The 15734-nt window shown below is 73.3% G+C and carries 13 protein-coding genes; 10 read left to right on the top strand and 3 right to left on the bottom strand.

Features of this window, described 5'->3' with window-relative positions:
* The first annotated feature begins 79 nt into the window (after window positions 1-79).
* Window positions 80-370 (top strand): zinc-ribbon domain-containing protein, encoded by a 291-nt coding sequence (locus G6W55_RS13710; RefSeq protein WP_175521093.1) that lies wholly within the window; start codon window positions 80-82, stop codon window positions 368-370.
* A gap of 28 nt (window positions 371-398) precedes the next feature.
* Here G6W55_RS13710 and G6W55_RS13705 read toward each other — a convergent pair whose 3' ends face one another.
* Window positions 399-1484 carry a sugar ABC transporter substrate-binding protein gene (locus G6W55_RS13705; RefSeq protein ID WP_175521092.1) on the bottom strand — a complete coding sequence of 362 codons (1086 nt, stop codon included), beginning with the start codon at window positions 1482-1484 and terminating at the stop codon, window positions 399-401.
* Window positions 1481-3895, bottom strand: coding sequence for a SpoIIE family protein phosphatase (locus G6W55_RS13700; RefSeq protein WP_175521091.1), 2415 nt, complete (start codon window positions 3893-3895; stop codon window positions 1481-1483). Before G6W55_RS13700 ends, G6W55_RS13705 begins: the two co-directional genes overlap by 4 nt.
* Before the next feature lie 130 nt (window positions 3896-4025).
* Here G6W55_RS13700 and G6W55_RS13695 point away from each other — a divergent pair, with 130 nt between their 5' ends.
* The 8 genes from G6W55_RS13695 (at window position 4026) to G6W55_RS13660 (ending at window position 10979) form a co-directional block, all read left to right on the top strand.
* Complete coding sequence (locus G6W55_RS13695; RefSeq protein WP_175521090.1) at window positions 4026-5117, top strand: sugar ABC transporter substrate-binding protein; 1092 nt, start codon at window positions 4026-4028, stop codon at window positions 5115-5117.
* Between the two features lie 44 nt (window positions 5118-5161).
* On the top strand, window positions 5162-5935 hold the full coding sequence (locus G6W55_RS13690) for an ATP-binding cassette domain-containing protein (protein WP_175521089.1): 774 nt from the start codon (window positions 5162-5164) through the stop codon (window positions 5933-5935).
* 5 nt (window positions 5936-5940) lie between these two features.
* Window positions 5941-7221: a sugar ABC transporter permease gene (locus G6W55_RS13685; RefSeq protein WP_175521128.1), complete on the top strand. Its 1281-nt coding sequence runs from the start codon at window positions 5941-5943 to the stop codon at window positions 7219-7221.
* Window positions 7222-7276: 55 nt separating this feature from the next.
* A complete protein-coding gene (locus tag G6W55_RS13680; protein ID WP_175521088.1) occupies window positions 7277-7888 on the top strand; it encodes a DUF6629 family protein in 612 nt (203 codons plus the stop codon).
* A gap of 65 nt (window positions 7889-7953) precedes the next feature.
* Window positions 7954-8460 (top strand): DUF2617 family protein, encoded by a 507-nt coding sequence (locus G6W55_RS13675; RefSeq protein ID WP_175521087.1) that lies wholly within the window; start codon window positions 7954-7956, stop codon window positions 8458-8460.
* A complete protein-coding gene (locus G6W55_RS13670) occupies window positions 8457-8858 on the top strand; it encodes a DUF4247 domain-containing protein (RefSeq protein ID WP_175521086.1) in 402 nt (133 codons plus the stop codon). Before G6W55_RS13675 ends, G6W55_RS13670 begins: the two co-directional genes overlap by 4 nt.
* A 71-nt stretch (window positions 8859-8929) precedes the next feature.
* On the top strand, window positions 8930-9367 hold the full coding sequence (locus tag G6W55_RS13665) for a DUF350 domain-containing protein (protein WP_175521085.1): 438 nt from the start codon (window positions 8930-8932) through the stop codon (window positions 9365-9367).
* 10 nt (window positions 9368-9377) lie between these two features.
* A complete protein-coding gene (locus G6W55_RS13660) occupies window positions 9378-10979 on the top strand; it encodes a polyamine aminopropyltransferase (protein ID WP_175521084.1) in 1602 nt (533 codons plus the stop codon).
* Between the two features lie 35 nt (window positions 10980-11014).
* Here the strand turns inward: G6W55_RS13660 and G6W55_RS13655 are convergent, their stop codons facing one another.
* Window positions 11015-13480: a SpoIIE family protein phosphatase gene (locus G6W55_RS13655; protein WP_175521083.1), complete on the bottom strand. Its 2466-nt coding sequence runs from the start codon at window positions 13478-13480 to the stop codon at window positions 11015-11017.
* 173 nt (window positions 13481-13653) lie between these two features.
* On the opposite strand from G6W55_RS13655, the gene G6W55_RS13650 reads away from it, so the two are divergent.
* Entirely contained in the window at window positions 13654-15720 is a 2067-nt protein-coding gene (locus G6W55_RS13650; RefSeq protein WP_175521082.1) for a SpoIIE family protein phosphatase, read from the top strand.
* The last annotated feature ends 14 nt before the right edge of the window (window positions 15721-15734 follow it).

The raw sequence follows: 15734 nt of genomic DNA, 5'->3' as shown, positions 1-15734 counted from the left end.
GGCTGGGCATGCGGAAGGGCGGCCGGGCGTGCGGGAGACTGGGGTGGACGGCAGGCACCGACACAGGAGGACGCACGGCGTGATCATCTTCGGCACCAAGGGATATCTGTACCAGCTCGCGATACTGACGCTGGTGTGCGGCGGCTGCGGCAACCCGGCCGCGCACACCCTGCGCAAGCGGGTCACGAAGTTCACCCTGTTCTTCGTGCCGCTGTTCCCGTTCTCCACGAAGTACGCCACCCAGTGCACCTTCTGCGGCACCGAGCAGCGGCTGACGAAGGAGCAGGCCGACCAGCTCCTGGCGCAGGCCGCGGGCTGCGCCGGGGCACCGGCGTACGGGCAGCCGCAGCAGCAGCCGTACCAGCACTGACGCTGTCCCCTCCGGCCCCCGCCCGTGCTCAGCCGGTGAGTCCGGCGGCGGCGCAGGCTTCGCGCAGGCGCGGGACGCAGATCCGGGAGAGCGGGTAGACACCGCCGTCGACGAGGACGGGCCCGATGTCGTCCACGGTGATCGAGGTCGGGCTGAGCAGGACGGCGGGGATGTCGCGGGTGGTGGGGCTGTCGATGGTGGTGGGGCTGCCGCCGGGGTCCTCGCCGCGGCCCAGCGCGACGGCCATGGCGACGGCCGAGGCGGCCTCGTCCCGGAACGCCTTGTAGACGGTCATGTACTGCTCGCCCTTGACGATGCGCCGTACGGCGTCCAGGTCGGCGTCCTGCCCGGTGATCGGCGGCATCTTGCGGACGCCGGCGCTCTTGAGGGCGGAGATCACCCCGGCGGCGATCGCGTCGTTGGCCGCGTAGACGGCGTCGATCCCCTCGGGGCCCAGCGCGGCGAGGGCGGCGACCATGTTGGTGTGCGCCTCCTGGGTGTTCCAGCCGGGGGTGTCGTAGGAGCGGGCGATGTCGACCCGGCCGCGCAGGACGGACAGCGCGCCCTCGCGGTACCAGGCGGCGTTGGGGCTGGTCGGGTCGCCGTTCATCATGACGACGCTGGCGTCCTCGGCCTCGTCGCCGAGGGCGTTCAGCAGCGCCTGGCCCTGGAGCCGGCCGACCTGGGCGCCGTCGAAGCCGATGTATCCGGCGATCGGGCCCTCGGCGAGCCGGTCGTAGGCGACCACGGGGACGCCCGCGCGGTGGGCCTCGTAGATCGAGGAGCGCAGGGCCTTGGTGTCGGCGGCGTCCACGATCAGCACCCGGGCCCCCTTGGTGATCATGGAGATGAGCTGCTGGCGCTGGCGGGCCGCGTCGTTCTCGGCGTTGGCGTAGGTCAGGGTGCAGGCGGGGCAGCGGGCCTTGAGCTGCTCCTCGATCAGCGGTTTGTCGGCGTTCTCCCAGCGGGGCAGGGAGCGGCTCGGCAGCAGCAGGCCGACGGTGAAGCCCCGTTCGCTGCGGGCGCCGCCGTCGCCGCAGGAGGCCAGGCAGACGGTCAGGACGGCCGCGAGGAACAGGGCGACCAGATGCCGGGCGCGGGTCCCGATGCTCATGGCGGGCCGCCTCCCCCGCGCCCCAGGGCCGTGCCCGCCAGGTCGGCCGGGCCGGCCGTGTCGTCCGGGGCGTGGCCCGGCACGGTGATCTCGCTCCACACCTGCTTGCCGCCGGCCACCGGGACCGTGCCGAAGGCGTCCGACATGGCTTCCACCAGCAGCAGGCCGCGGCCGCCGGTCGACTCCCAGTCCACGATGACGGGCTTGGCGGGGGCGCGCGGCGAGGCGTCGCTGACGGCGATCCGCACCCGGTCGCCGCGCAGGGTCAGATCGACCTGGACCGGGCCCTGGGTGTGCACCAGGGCGTTGGTGACGAGTTCGGAGACGACCAGGAGCGCGGGGTCGATCGCCTCCTCGACCTTCCAGCGGCGCAGGGTGCGCGCGGTGAAGCGGCGGGCGTGCATCACGGCGTCGGGCAGCCGCCACACCATCCAGCCGGCTCTGATCGGTTTGATCCGCATGCCGTCGTAGCGCATGAGCAGCAGCGCCACGTCGTCCTCGCGGCGGGTGCCGTCGCCGAGCAGGGCGTCGGCCATCCGGCCCGGATGGGCGGGGTCGGCGGCGGCGAGCGCGGCGCCGGTGCGCCGCATCCCCTCGTCGACGGGCAGGTCGGACGCCTCGACCAGGCCGTCGGTGACCAGGGCGAGGACCGTGCCGGGGGTCAGGGCGACGGCGGTCATCGGGAAGTCGGCCTCGGCGAGGATGCCGAGCGGGGGGCCGCCCGCGACCTCCACCTCCTCGACGGTGCCGTCGGGGGCGCGCAGCAGCGGGGCGAGGTGGCCGGCGCGCACCAGGAGGGTGTTGCCCTCCTCCATGTCCAGTTCGGCGTAGCAGCAGGTCGCGAAGAGGTCGGTCTCCATGCTGACGAGGAGCCGGTTGGCGTGCGAGACGACGACGTCGGGCGGGTGGCCCTCCATGGCGTAGGCGCGCACGGCGGTGCGCATCTGGCCCATGATCGTGGCGGCGGCGGCGCTGTGTCCCTGCACGTCCCCGATGACGAGGGCGACGCGTTCCTCGGAGAGGGCGATGACGTCGTACCAGTCGCCGCCCACCTGGAGGCCGCGGCGGGCGGGCAGATAGCGGGCGACGGCGGTGCCGCCGGGCAGTTCGGGCAGCCGGCGGGGCAGCAGGCTGCGCTGGAGCATGGTGGCGAGTTCCTGCTCGGCGTCGTGCGCGTGGGCGCGCTGGAGCGCCTGGCCGACCAGGGCGGCGGTGGCGGTGAGCAGGGAGCGTTCCTCGGGGGCGAAGGCGTGCGGTTCGTCCCAGCCGACCAGGCAGATGCCGGTGATCCGGCCCTTGGCGGGCAGCGGCAGGACGGCGAGGCCGCCGGGGCCGATGCCGGCGAGGCCGGGTTCGAGTTCGGTGCCGGCCGGCCACAGGTCCATCCGGCCGTCGCGCAGGGCCTCCTGGAGGGTGGGCAGGAGGCGGACCGGGGCGTCGGGCCATTCGGTGCGCCATTCGGCCCGCCAGACGGCCGGCCAGGCGGCGGGCTGCGGCGGATCGAGGACGGCGACCATCATCCGGTCGTCCTGGAGATTGGCGAGCGCCACCCGGGCGGCGCCGAGCGGTTCACGCAGGGCGGCGACGACCACCCGGCCGACCTCCTGGACGGTCGTGGCGTCGTCCAGGGCGGCGGTCAGCCACTGGATGCGGGCGACGTCGTCGGCGCCCCGGCGCAGCACCGGGGTCGCCGTGATCACGCCGACGACGCGTTCGCCCAGGCCGTCGACGGCCGGTTCGGAGCGGCAGCTCAGGCTCAGCCAGCGCATCTCGCCGGTCGGGCCGCGCACCCGGAACTCCAGTTCGCGGCGGCCGGAGGTGTCGGCGGCGGGCTCCAGGACCGACATCAGGGCGTGCATGTCCTCGGGGAGGGCGTGGGCGAGCAGGGTGTCGGCCTTGCCGTCGAAGTCGTCGGGGGTGATGCCGACCAGGTCGAGCAGGGTGTCGTCGGCCTCGGTGACGCCGGTGTCGGGGGTCAGGACGAAGGAGCCGACGCGCAGGCTGCGCAGGGCGGGGCCGAGCAGCGCGGCGGGCGCGGCCGGGGTGCCGTGCCGCAGCAGGAAGGCGACGGCGTCGGCGTAGCGCTCCAGGAAGCGGCGCTGTTCGGCCTGGAAGCCGTCGGCGAGGTCGCCGGTGACCACCAGGCAGCCCAGCCGGCGGCCCTCGGTGTCGAGCGGCAGCGCGCCCAGGGCGCCGCCGGTGTTCCGCCACAGCGGCCGGTCGGCCCGGAACGCCTGGGCGGCGGGCTCGTCGCCCGAGACGGCGAGCCGGTCGGAGAGCCAGGGGCGGCCGTCGGGCGGGAAGCCGACGCTGTCCACCAGCCGCAGCTCGGTGTGCGCGGCGTCGGGGACATAGACCGCTGCCCGGGTGACTCCGACGAAGGTCAGGGCCCGATCGAGGCAAGTCCGCACCGTACCTCCCGTCCCCGCCGCAGCCTCCGACAGGTTGAGATCGGGGCAACCAGCCACCAGAATCGCATATAAGAATCAACCGGACATATCGCAGCGTATCCACCCTATTGTCGTCTACGGCTGGGATCACATGAAGGGCTCCCTACGGGACACGGCCGTGGCCGTGATCGCGGTCGCCACGGCCGTCGCCCTGGCGGCCTGCGGTTCCGGCGGCGGTGACAGCGACCCCGACAACGGGGGCCGGCCGCGGATCGGCATTCTGCTGCCGGACGCCATCACGGCCCGCTGGGAGCACCAGGACCGGCCGCTGCTCACCAGCAGGATCGAGGAGGAGTGCCCCACCTGCGTGGTGGAGTACGCCAACGCCAAGGGCGAGGTGGCGCTCCAGCAGGGCCAGATGGACTCCATGATCACCAAGGGGGTCGACGCGATCCTGCTGGCGCCCGTGGACGCCCGCTCCCTCGGCCCGTCGGTCCGCGAGGCCCGGGACGCCGGCATCCCCGTCATCTCCTACGACCGGCTCTCCGAGGGGCCGATCTCCGGATACGTCTCCTTCGACGGCCGCGAGGTCGGCAGACTCCAGGGCCGGGCCCTGCTGACGGCGATGGGCGACGCGGTGCCCGGCGCGCAGATCGTGATGATGAACGGCGATCCGAGCGACCCCAACGCGGTGGCCTTCAAGGAGGGGGCGCTGTCCGTGCTCGACGGGAAAGTACGGATCGGCAAGGCGTACGACACCCTCCAGTGGCGGGCCGAGGTCGCCAACATGAACATGTCCGCCGCGATCGCCGCCCTGGGCCCGGAGGCCATCGACGGGGTGTACGCGGCCAACGACGCGCTGGCCGCCGGGAGCATCACCTCCCTGAAGGCGAACAAGGTCGAGCCGCTGCCCCCGGTCACCGGACAGGACGCCGAACTGGGCGCCGTACGGCGGATCGTGGCGGGCGAGCAGTACATGACCGTGCTGAAGCCCTTCGAGCCGGAGGCCGCCGCCGCGGCGACCATGGCGGTGGCGGCGGCCCGCGGGGAGGACCTGCACGAGAAGGCCACGGACGAGGTGCGGCCGCGCGGCGGGGAGCCCGTCCCGGCCGTGCTGCTCACCCCGGTCTCCGTGACCGCGGACACCATCGCGGACACCGTCGTCAAGGACGGTGTGTACACCGTGGCGCAGATCTGCACCCCCCAGCTCGAGGCCGACTGCGTCCGGGCCGGGCTGATCTGACGGTTCCGGCCGTTCCGGACCCTTAGGTAAGGAGAGTGGTCGCCGTGCCGGAGCCGCCCCTGCTGGCGCTGCGTGGCGTGTGCAAACGCTACGGCGTCGTCGAGGTCCTCACCGACATCGAGCTGGAGATCCACTCCGGGCAGGTCGTCGCTCTCCTCGGGGACAACGGGGCCGGCAAGTCCACCCTGATCAAGGTGATCTCCGGGGTGGCGCCCGCCGAGAAGGGCGTCATCGAGTGGCAGGGCCGGGCGGTCCAGATCCGGCGCCCGCACGACGCCCGGGACCTCGGCATCGCCACCGTCTTCCAGGACCTCGCCCTGTGCGGCAACCTCGACGTCGTCGGCAATCTGTTCCTCGGCCGCGAGATCCGCCGGTACGGCTTCCTGGACGAGATGGAGATGGAACGGCGCTCCCGGGAACTCCTGGAGCGCCTCACCCGGCACGTCCCCGACCTGCGCGGCCCGGTCGCCGCGCTCTCCAGCGGCCAGCGCCAGACGGTCGCCATCGCCCGCTCTCTGCTCGGCGAGCCCCGGGTACTGCTCCTGGACGAGCCGACCGCGGCGCTGGGCTTCGAGCAGACCGCCGAGATCCTCGACATCGTCGACCGGCTCCGCGACCGCGGCATGGGCGTCCTGCTGATCAGCCACAGCATGGGGGACGTCAAGGCGCTCGCGGACCGGGCAGCGGTGCTGCGGCTCGGCCGCAACAACGGCTTCTTCGACGTGAACACCGCGTCCCAGGAACAGATCATCTCCTCCGTCACCGGCGCCACGGAGAACGTGCCGCGCCGGCCCGCCACCCGGGAGTCGACGTGGTGAAGGACATGCGCCAGGAGGCCCGGACCCCGGCGGCCGGCACTCCCGCCCGGGGCGACGGCTCCGGCACCCCCGCTCCGCGGGCCGGCGGCCGGGCGGCCCTGGCCCGCGCCGCCCGCGCCGGGGGCACCGCCGTACGGCGCAAGGTGCGGGCCGGGGAACTGGGCTCGCTGCCCGTCGTGCTGGTGCTCGCGATCGTCTGGATCACCTTCCAGTCCCTCAACGCGAACTTCCTCTCGCCGCGCAACCTCTCCAACCTCAGCGTGGACATCGTCGGCACCGGGATGATCGCGGTCGGGATCGTCTTCGTGCTGCTGCTCGGCGAGCTGGACCTGTCCGTCGGCTCGATCAGCGGCCTGGCCGCGGCCGTCTTCGCCGTGCTCAACGTCGACAACGGCGCGCCCGAATGGCTGGCGCTGATCGTCGCGGTGCTCGCCGGCACCGCGACCGGCATCGTGCAGGGCTACTCCATCGCCCGCTCCCGGGTGCCCGCCTTCGTGGTGACCCTCGCCGGGCTGCTCACCTGGAACGGGTGCATGCTCGCCATCCTCGGCAGCACCGGCACCGTCAACCTCGACGAGAACGGGCTGGTCTCCCAGCTCACCAGCTACTACTTCCCCGACGCCGTCGGCTACGGGCTGGCCGCCCTCGCCGCGGGGTCGGTGTTCGTCGTGACCGACCTGGACCGACGGCGGCGCAGGGCCGCCGGCATGCCGCACCGCTCGCTCACGTACATCCTGGTGCGCGCCGGCGGCATCGCCGTCCTCGCGTTCGGCATCGCCTTCCTGCTCAACCGCTTCCAGGGGCTGCCGCTGGCCCTGCTGATCTTCCTGGTGCTGGTGGCCGGCCTCGACGTCCTGCTGCGCCGGACGCACTACGGACGCCAGGTGTACGCCCTCGGCGGCAGCAAGGAGGCGGCGCGGCGGGCCAGTCTCCATGTGGTCCGGGTGCAGACGGCGGTGTTCGCGGTGTCGGGCACCATGGCCGCGATCGGCGGACTGTTCCTCGCCTCCCGCATCACGTCGGTCAGCCAGACCTCGGGCACCGGGGTGCTGCTGATCAACGCGATCGCGGCGGCCGTGATCGGCGGCACGAGTCTGTTCGGCGGGCGCGGGACGACCTGGTCGGCGGTGCTCGGCATCCTGGTCATCCAGTCCATCGCCTCCGGCATGGCGATCACGGACACGCCTCCGGCCGCCCAGTTCGTGATCACGGGCGGGGTGCTGTTCGCCGCGGTGATGATCGACGCGGTGTCCCGCCGCAACCAGGAGGCGCACGGGCGGGCCTGAGCTGCCGTCCCGACGTGCTGTCCCGACCTGTCGTCCTGGCCTTCGAGGGGGCGTGATGTGCTGGAGCGCGACGGCCGATCTGGTGGCCGGTGTCGGCATCTCGGCCGTCGGGGTGGCCTGTGTGGCGCGGGTGCGCGACCCCAGGACACTGCCGCTGGCCGCGCTGCCGCTGCTCCTCGGCGCCCATCAGATCGTCGAGGCCGTCGTCTGGCACGGCGGCGGCGGAAGCGGGCCCGCCACCCTCGCCTGGGCGGTGATCGCGCTGCCGCTGCTCGCGGTGTGGGTGCCGCTCGGGGTGTGGTGCGCCGCCCCGCCCGACGCCAGGACCCGGCTGCTGCTGCCGCTCACCGTCGGCGCCGGGACGGCCGCGGTGCTGGCGTACCGGCTGGCGACCGGGCCGGTGACGGCCGAGATCCGCGGCCGTACGGTCGGCTACGCCGTCGACCTGCCCCACCCGGCGGTGCTCGTCGCGGGCTATCTGCTGGCCACCGTGGGCGCGTTGCTGCTCTCCGGCGACCGGCGGCTGACACTGCTCGGGGTGCTGGCCGGGACGGGTGCGGTGGCCTGCTGGGCGCTGTGGCGAACGGAGTTCGTCTCCACGTGGTGCGCGGTCGCGGCCCTGTGTTCGCTGGTGCTGCTCGGCTGGACGCGGGCCCGGCCGTTTTAAGTTTCACGTGTCTGATGTGCCATACTCGGCGCCGCTTATAGCAAGATCCGACCGGGGGAGTCCACATGCATGCCATTTCTTTGGGCGCCCCATACCTGGACACGGACGCGGATCAGCTCTGCTTCTCGCTGGACCTGCCCGAACGCCCCGCCCTCGCCGAACGCGCGGTCACCGTCGGCGGCATCGACGTACGGCTGCGTCTGCTCGGTGCCTCCCACCAGGTCTTCGTGGGACCGGTGCGGGAGACCGTCGCGTGTCTGCGCGAGACCGACCGGGGTCTGCCCGCCGCCCACCGCAGCGAACCGCCCGGCTGGACCTACGACTTCAGCGCCGAGACGCGGCGTCTGGAGCCCGCGGCGTTCAGCGCCGAGGTGGCCTCGGTGCTCGCCCTGGTGGACGCCAGCCCGGACAGCCTGTGCGGGATCTTCCCGGGCTCGCCGGAGGCGGTGACGGCGGTGGTCGTCGAGGCGGCCGACGGACCGTCCGGCGGCGGGCTGGTCTGGCGCACCTGGCACACCTATCCGCAGCACGGCCAGATCGTATCCACGCACACCCGGCTGGAGGCCCGATGAACGGTTCCCGACTGACGCGCGCGGCGGTGACGGCCGTGCTGACCGCGGCCCTGCTCACCGCCTGCTCCTCCGACGGGGACGACGGGGTCCCGCGCGGCTGGATCGGGGACACCTACCGGTCCCAGGGGGTGGGCTGGCTGGACCCGGACAGCAATCCGATCGTGGTCGCCGACGCCATCCACGGCCACCGCCACGCGCTCGACCGCGCCAGCGGCGACAGCATGGAGTTCCTGCGCTACGGCGACGACCTGGTCACCGTCTCGCCGTCCGGCGCCGGCAGCCTGATCGAGATAGAGGACTACCGCTCCGGCTACCGCCGCCACAGCCAGTACCTCTACAACTGGCCCGGCCCGGACAGCGACAGCTTCCGCGGCGGCGGGCCCGGCGAGGGCAAGTAGCGACTCCCCTCCCCCGCACACCTGAAGAGCAGCCCCGAGCACGCCCCGAAGACCTGAAGAAAGGCAACGCAGTGACCGAGATCCTCGAGTCGACCGGCCAGGCCCTGCTCTACGGAGTCGTGGGCCTCGTGGTGATGGCCGCCGGCTTCCTCGCCCTCGACCTGGTCACGCCCGGCAAGCTCTTCCACGTGGTCTGGACGGACCGCAACCGCGGCGCCGCCGTGCTGCTGGGCAGCCAGTCCGTCTCCGTGGGCCTGGTCATCATGGCGGCGATCCGCGCCAGCGAGTCCGAACAGGGCCTCGGCTACGGCCTGGTGAGCACCCTGCTGTACGGGCTGGCCGGGGTCCTGGTGATGACCGTCGTCGGCATAGTCATCGGCCTGCTCACGCCGGGCCAGATGGGCGCCGTCGTCCTCGACGACCAGGACGGCCGTCCGCACCCCGGCGCCTGGGTCCAGGCCGCCATGTACCTGGGCACCGCGGTCATGGTCGGCGCGGCGCTCTCCTAGCCGGCACCCCATGACCACCGTCGCCGAGCGGGGCCGCGACACCGCGCCGCCCACCCCCGCCCCGGCCCCCCGGCACTCCCGGGGGGCGCGGGTCCTCCTGCTGTTCTCCGTGTTCCTGTGCGCGGCCTGCGGTCTGGTGTACGAGCTGGCGCTCACCGCGCTGGGCAGTTACCTCATCGGCAACTCCGTGCTCCAGACCTCCGTGGTCATCTCGGTGATGGTCTTCGCGATGGGGCTCGGCTCGCTCGCCGCGAAACCGCTGCGCCGCCGCGCGGTGGGCGCGTTCGCCCTGGTGGAGGCGGCGCTGGCGCTGGTCGGCGGGCTGTCGGTGCTGGTGCTGTACGCGGCGTTCGCCTGGCTGCGGGTCTACACCCCGGTGATGATCGTGATCACGCTGCTGGTCGGACTGCTGATCGGCGCCGAGATCCCGCTGCTGATGACCCTCCTCCAGCGGATCCGCCGTCAGGAGGCGGGCAGCGCGGTCGCCGACATGTTCGCCGTCGACTACATCGGCGCGCTGGTCGGCGGGCTCTGCTTCCCGCTGCTGCTCCTGCCGACGTTCGGTCAGCTCAAGGGCGCGCTGGTGGTGGGCGCGGTCAACGCGGTGGCCGGGGTCGTGGTGGTGGTCGTCATCTTCCGGCGGCAGACCAGACGCCGGGTCCAGCTCGGTCTGCTGGCGACGGTCACGGCGGTGCTGGGGGTGCTCGGAACGGCGTACGCGCTCGCCGGCGAGCTGGAGGTGACGGCCCGTCAGCAGCTCTACCGGGACCCGATCGTGCACGCCGAGACGACGCCGTACCAGGAGATCGTGGTCACCCGCTCCACCGCCTTCACCGGTGAGCCGGACATGCGGCTCTTCCTCAACGGCGACCTCCAGTTCAGCTCCGTCGACGAGTACCGCTACCACGAGTCGCTGGTCCACCCGGCCTTGTCGGGCGACCGTTCCCATGTGCTGATCATGGGCGGCGGCGACGGGCTCGCGCTGCGCGAGGTGCTGCGCTACGACGACGTCGAGCGGGTCACCCTGGTCGAGCTGGACCCGGCGATGACCGGCCTCGCCCGTGACTTCACGCCGCTGCGAAAGCTGAACCACGCCTCGCTCACCGACCCCCGGGTCGAGGTGGTGAACGCCGACGCGTTCACCTGGCTGCGCGGCGCCCGGGAGCGGTACGACGCGGTCGTCATCGACTTCCCCGACCCCGACACGGCGGCGCTGGCCAAGCTGTACTCGGTGGAGTTCTACCACCTGCTCGGGCAGGTGCTGACGCCGCGCAGCCAGGTGATGGTGCAGAGCGGGTCGCCGTTCTTCGCGCCGAAGACGTTCTGGTCGATCGCCGCGACCGTCGAGGCGGCGGGCTACACGACGAGCGAGTTCCAGGTCGACGTGCCGAGCTTCGGCAACTGGGGCTTCGTCCTCGCCACCCCGGGCTCCGGGCCGCCCCCGCGGCCGCGGCTCGCGGCGGACGCGCCCGAGCTGCGCTATCTCGACGCGGACGTGCTGCGGGCGGCCGCGGTGTTCCCCGTCGACCGCCGCCGCGAGGACGTCCGGCCGAGCACGCTGATGGATCCCGCGGTGCTGGAGTACGTGCAGCACGAGTGGGACAACTACTGACGCGCCCGCCTGTTCCGCTGACGCGCCCCCCCGGTTCACGGGATGTCCTGCTCGGACCAGATGACCTTCCCTTCGCCGGTGTACCGGGCGCCCCAGCGGTGCGAGAGCTGGGCCACCAGGAACAGGCCCCGGCCGCCCTCGTCCGTGCTGCGGGCGTGCCGCAGCCGGGGCGCCGTACTGCTGGCGTCGGCGACCTCGCAGGTCAGCCGGGCGTCCCGGATCAGCCGTAGCCGGATGGGGCCCTCGGCGTAGCGGATCGCGTTGGTGACCAGCTCGCTGACGATCAGCTCCGAGGTCATGGCCAGCTCCCCCAGCCCCCAGTCCGTCACCTGACGGGTCGCGCGGGCCCGGGCCTCGGCCACGGCCGCCGGGTCGGCCGGCACCTCCCAGGACGCGACGTGGTCGGCGCCGAGCGCGCGGGTGCGGGCCAGGAGCAGGGCGATGTCGTCGGGCTGCGGCACCGGCACCAGCCGGTCCACCACCGAACCGCACAGGGACGTCAGATCGTCGGCGGTGCCGGCCAGCAGCTCCCCCAGCCGGGCCATACCGGCCTCCATGTCCCGGTCGGTGCCCTCGATCAGCCCGTCGGTGTAGAGCCCGAACAGGCTGTTCTCGGCCAGCTCGATCTCGGTGGACTCGAAGGCCATGCCGCCGAGCCCGAGCGGGGGCCCCGGCGGCGGCTCCGGGAACGTCACCCGGCCGTCGGGCGCCACCACGACGGGCGGCGGATGACCGGCCCGCGCCATCGTGCAGCGCCGGGTGACCGGGTCGTAGACGGCGTACAGGCAGGTCGCGCCGAGGACCGCGGTGGTGCTCTGGCGGGCCGTGCCGTCGTCGGCGCTCTCCGCGCTCAGCCGGAGCACCAGGTCGTCGAGGTGGGCCAGCAGCTCGTCGGGGGGCAGTTCCATGTCGGCGAGGGTCTGCACGGCGGTGCGCAGCCGGCCCATGGTCGCGGCGGCGGCGATGCCGTGCCCCACGACGTCGCCGACGACCAGGCCGACCCGTGCCCCGGACAGCGGGATCACGTCGAACCAGTCGCCGCCGACCCCGTCCGTGGCGTCGGCGGGCCGGTAGGCGGAGGCCACCTCCAGCGCGGTGCCCCCGGTCAGGGCGTGCGGCAGCAGACTGCGCTGGAGGGTGACGGCCGCGGTGTGCTCCCGGGTGTAGCGGCGGGCGTTGTCCACGCACAGCGCCGCCCGCGCCACCAGCTCGCGGGCCAGCAGGACGTCGTCGGGCTGGAAGGAGACGGGGTTGAGGGACCGGATGAAGGTGGCGAGGCCCAGGGTGGTGTCGCGGGCCCGCATCGGCACCGCGACCAGGGAGTGCAGTCCGAACTCCCGGATGGTCGCCGCCCGCTCCGGCTCCTGCCGGGCCCACAGCTCGTCCGCCGGGTCGAGGACCGGCACCAGGATCGGATCGCCGTCGCCCAGCAGATGCGCGTCGTGCGGCGGGGGCGGGCGGAAGTCCACCCGGTCGCCGACCCGGGCCACCGCCTCCGGGCAGCCCTCGCGCACCGAACTCATCCCCGCGCGCCGCATCACCGGCCAGGCGGGCGCCGGTCCCGCGTCCGGCAGCCAGGCGCCGTGGCCCTCGGTGCTGAGCACCGGCTCCAGCAGGTCCACGACGACGAAGTCCGCGAACCGGGGCACGGCGAAGTCGGCCAGCTCCTGAGCGGTGCGCAGCACGTCCAGGGTGGTGCCGATGCTGGTCCCGGCCTCGTTGACCATCGCCAGGAGGTGGCGGGCGGTCCAGCGCTCGGTGACGTCCAGCACCATGTAGCAGATGCCGGTGACGGTGTCGTCCGCGCCCGTCAGCGGGAAGAACGACGTCGAGTAGGCGTGTCTGCGGTGCGGATCGGCCCAGCTCCACCCCACGTACTCGTAGTCGGTCAGCGGAACGCCGGTCTCCAGGACCTTGCGCATCAGGCTCTCGATGGCGACCGCCTGGAGGCCGGGCAGCAGCTCGCTCAGCCGGTGGCCGAGCCGCTGTTCCCGGGGCACCCCGCCGAAACGTTCCAGCGTGTCGTTGAGCCAGACGTACCGCAGCTCCAGGTCCAGCACCGCCATACCCACCGGGGAGCGGGTCAGAAAGCCGTCGAGGACCGACTGGCCGACCGTCCAGTGCCGGCGCTGCGGGCGGGCCGACAGCAGGAAGACCTCGTCCTCGCCGATCCGGAAGGACGCCGAGACCCGCAGATCCACGTCGACCGTACGGCCGTCCTGGTGCCGCAGGGAGACCAGGCCGCTCCACCCCATGCCGGCACGGCAGCGCTCCGCGACACCGGCCACCCGGGCCGGGTCGGCGGGCGTCGCCACCAGCGCCGCCGCGGAGCCGCCGACCACCTGCGACGCCGGGAGGCCGAGCAGTGCCTCGGCGCCCCGCGTCCAGCCGGTCACGACGCCGTCGCCGGAGACGACCGCCGCCGCGTCGCTGGACGCGTCGAGGAGATCGCGGGGCGCCGCGGCCGCCGGGGCCTCGGAAGCCTCACGCGCAGAATCCATCGCTCCATCCTCTACCCGACCCATGTTCCTGCTTGTCCGCCCGATGCGCACGGCGCGCCCTTCGCGTTACCGCACCCGGCGGCGCGGAGGGAGCATGGAGGTACCGGCGGTGGGGTCCCGGGCGGGCGCCGACAGGCGTCGCCGTGCCCCGCCGAACGGTGGAGGAGGATGGGATGACAACCGAACCCTTCGGGTCCGACGCCGGTACGAGCCCCGCCGGGCTGCCGCCGAGCACCGGGCTCCTGGACGTGCTGAGCGTGTCCGCGATGGTCGTCGACACCCAGGGCCGGATCGTGTTCTGGACCCCGCAGGCGGAGGAGCTGTTCGGCTACAGCGCCGAGGAGGCGCTCGGCGCGTACGCGGCCCGGCTGTTCGTCCATCCCGAGCATCTGCCGTCCGTGGTACGGCTGTTCACCGAGGTGCTGGAGACCGGGCGGTCCTGGGCCGGTGCCTTCCCCATCCGGCACAAGGACGGCAGCAGCCGGCTGATGGAGTTCCGCAACATGCGGCTCCAGGACGACCTGGGGGACGTCTACGCCCTGGGCATCGCGGCCGACCACGCCCTGCTCCAGCGGGTGGAGACCGACCTCGCGCTGTGCGAGCGGCTGATCAACCAGTCGCCGATCGGTCTCGCCCTGCTGGACCCCGATCTGCGGTACATCCTGGTCAACCCGGCGCTGGAGCGGATCGACGGCGTGGCCGCCGAGGACCATGTGGGCCGCCGGCTCGGCGAGACCCTGCCGCTGCCGGACATCGACACCATCGAGTCCGTGCTGCGCCAGGTGCTGACCACCGGCACCCCGCTGCTCGACCAGTACCACGTGGGCACGCCGCGGACCGACCCCGACCACGAGCACGCCTGGTCGCTGTCGTTCTACCGTCTCGAGGACCCCGGCGGGCGGGTGCTGGGGGCCGCCGTGTCCGTCGTCGACGTGACCGAACGGCACCGGGTGGCGGCGGAGGCCGACCGGGCCAGGCGGCGGCTGGCGCTCGTCGCGGAGGCGTCGACGCGGGTGGGCACCACGCTGGAGGTGGAGGGCACGGCCCGTGAGCTGGCCGAGATCGCCGTTCCGCAGCTCGCCGACGTGGTGGCCGTGGACATCCTCGACGCGGCGCTGGCCTGCCGCCGTTCCCGCCGTCCCGACAACGGCCCCGAGCTGTTCCGCGCCCTCGCGCTGAAGGCGGCGCATCCCACGGTGGCGCTGCGGGCCGCCGATCCGCCGGGCGACATCGCCTCCTACGAGGGCGACCGGCTGGTGACCCTGTGCGTGCACACCGGGCGGCCGGTGGTGGTGCGGCACGTCGGCGAACAGGACATCCCGCGGATCGCCCGGGACGCGGAGGCCGCGGCGATGCTGGCGCGGGCGGGCGTGCACTCGTATCTGGCGGTGCCGCTGATCGCGCACGGCGAGGTGCTGGGCGCCCTCGACCTCAAACGGACCCGCAATCCGCTGCCGTTCGACGACGACGACGTGGTCCTCGCCACCGAGCTGGCCGGGCGGGCGGCCGTCGCCATCGACAACGCGCGCTGGTTCCAGAGCGTGCGCAACACCGCCCTCACCCTCCAGCGCAGCCTGCTGCCCGACCACGCGCCGCACCACACGGGCCTTGAGCTGGCCTCCCGCTACCAGCCCGCGCAGGCCACCAGCGAGGTCGGCGGCGACTGGTACGACGTCATCCCGCTGAACGACGACAAGACCGCGCTGGTCGTCGGGGACGTCATGGGCAACGGCATCGACGCCGCCGCCACGATGGGCCGGCTGCGCACCGCGACCTGCGCCTACGCCGATCTCGACCTGGACCCCGGCGACGTTCTCCAGCACTTGGACAAGATCACCTGCGATCTGGAGCACTACATCGTGACCTGTCTGTACGCGGTGTACGACCCGCGGACCGGGCGGTGCCGGATCGCCAACGCCGGGCACATGCCGCCCGCGCTGGCCCGTCCCGGGCGGGACGCCGAGCTGCTCGACCTGCCGCCGTGCGCGCCGCTCGGTGTCGGCGGGGTCCCGTTCGAGACGGCGACGGCGGAGCTGGGTCCGGGCGATCTGCTGGTGCTGTACACGGACGGCCTGGTGGAGACCCGGCAGCATCCCATCGACGACCGGCTGAACGTCCTCCTCGGCTTCCTGGACGAACCCCAGCGGCCGCTGGAGGAGATCTGCGACCTCCTGCTGTACGGCCTGCGCCACCCCGACGACCACGACGACGTGGCGCTGCTGGTGGCCCGGGCGGTGTGAGGGCGTCTCCGAGA

It is taken from the genome of Streptomyces sp. CAI-85 (assembly GCF_013363615.1).
In the GTDB taxonomy this organism is placed as follows: Bacteria; Actinomycetota; Actinomycetes; order Streptomycetales; family Streptomycetaceae; genus Streptomyces; species Streptomyces antibioticus_B.
This window is presented reverse-complemented; position numbering and strand designations above follow the sequence as displayed.

What these genes read in the sequence shown, in the direction of transcription:
- G6W55_RS13680 (WP_175521088.1), top strand. Translation starts at nt 7,277, where the DNA reads ATGTGCTGGAGCGCGACGGCCGATCTGGTGGCCGGTGTCGGCATCTCG.
- G6W55_RS13695 (WP_175521090.1), top strand. Translation starts at nt 4,026, where the DNA reads ATGAAGGGCTCCCTACGGGACACGGCCGTGGCCGTGATCGCGGTCGCC.
- G6W55_RS13650 (WP_175521082.1), top strand. Translation starts at nt 13,654, where the DNA reads ATGACAACCGAACCCTTCGGGTCCGACGCCGGTACGAGCCCCGCCGGG.
- G6W55_RS13705 (WP_175521092.1), bottom strand. Translation starts at nt 1,484, where the DNA reads ATGAGCATCGGGACCCGCGCCCGGCATCTGGTCGCCCTGTTCCTCGCG.
- G6W55_RS13685 (WP_175521128.1), top strand. Translation starts at nt 5,941, where the DNA reads ATGCGCCAGGAGGCCCGGACCCCGGCGGCCGGCACTCCCGCCCGGGGC.
- G6W55_RS13670 (WP_175521086.1), top strand. Translation starts at nt 8,457, where the DNA reads ATGAACGGTTCCCGACTGACGCGCGCGGCGGTGACGGCCGTGCTGACC.
- G6W55_RS13660 (WP_175521084.1), top strand. Translation starts at nt 9,378, where the DNA reads ATGACCACCGTCGCCGAGCGGGGCCGCGACACCGCGCCGCCCACCCCC.
- G6W55_RS13655 (WP_175521083.1), bottom strand. Translation starts at nt 13,480, where the DNA reads ATGGATTCTGCGCGTGAGGCTTCCGAGGCCCCGGCGGCCGCGGCGCCC.
- G6W55_RS13675 (WP_175521087.1), top strand. Translation starts at nt 7,954, where the DNA reads ATGCATGCCATTTCTTTGGGCGCCCCATACCTGGACACGGACGCGGAT.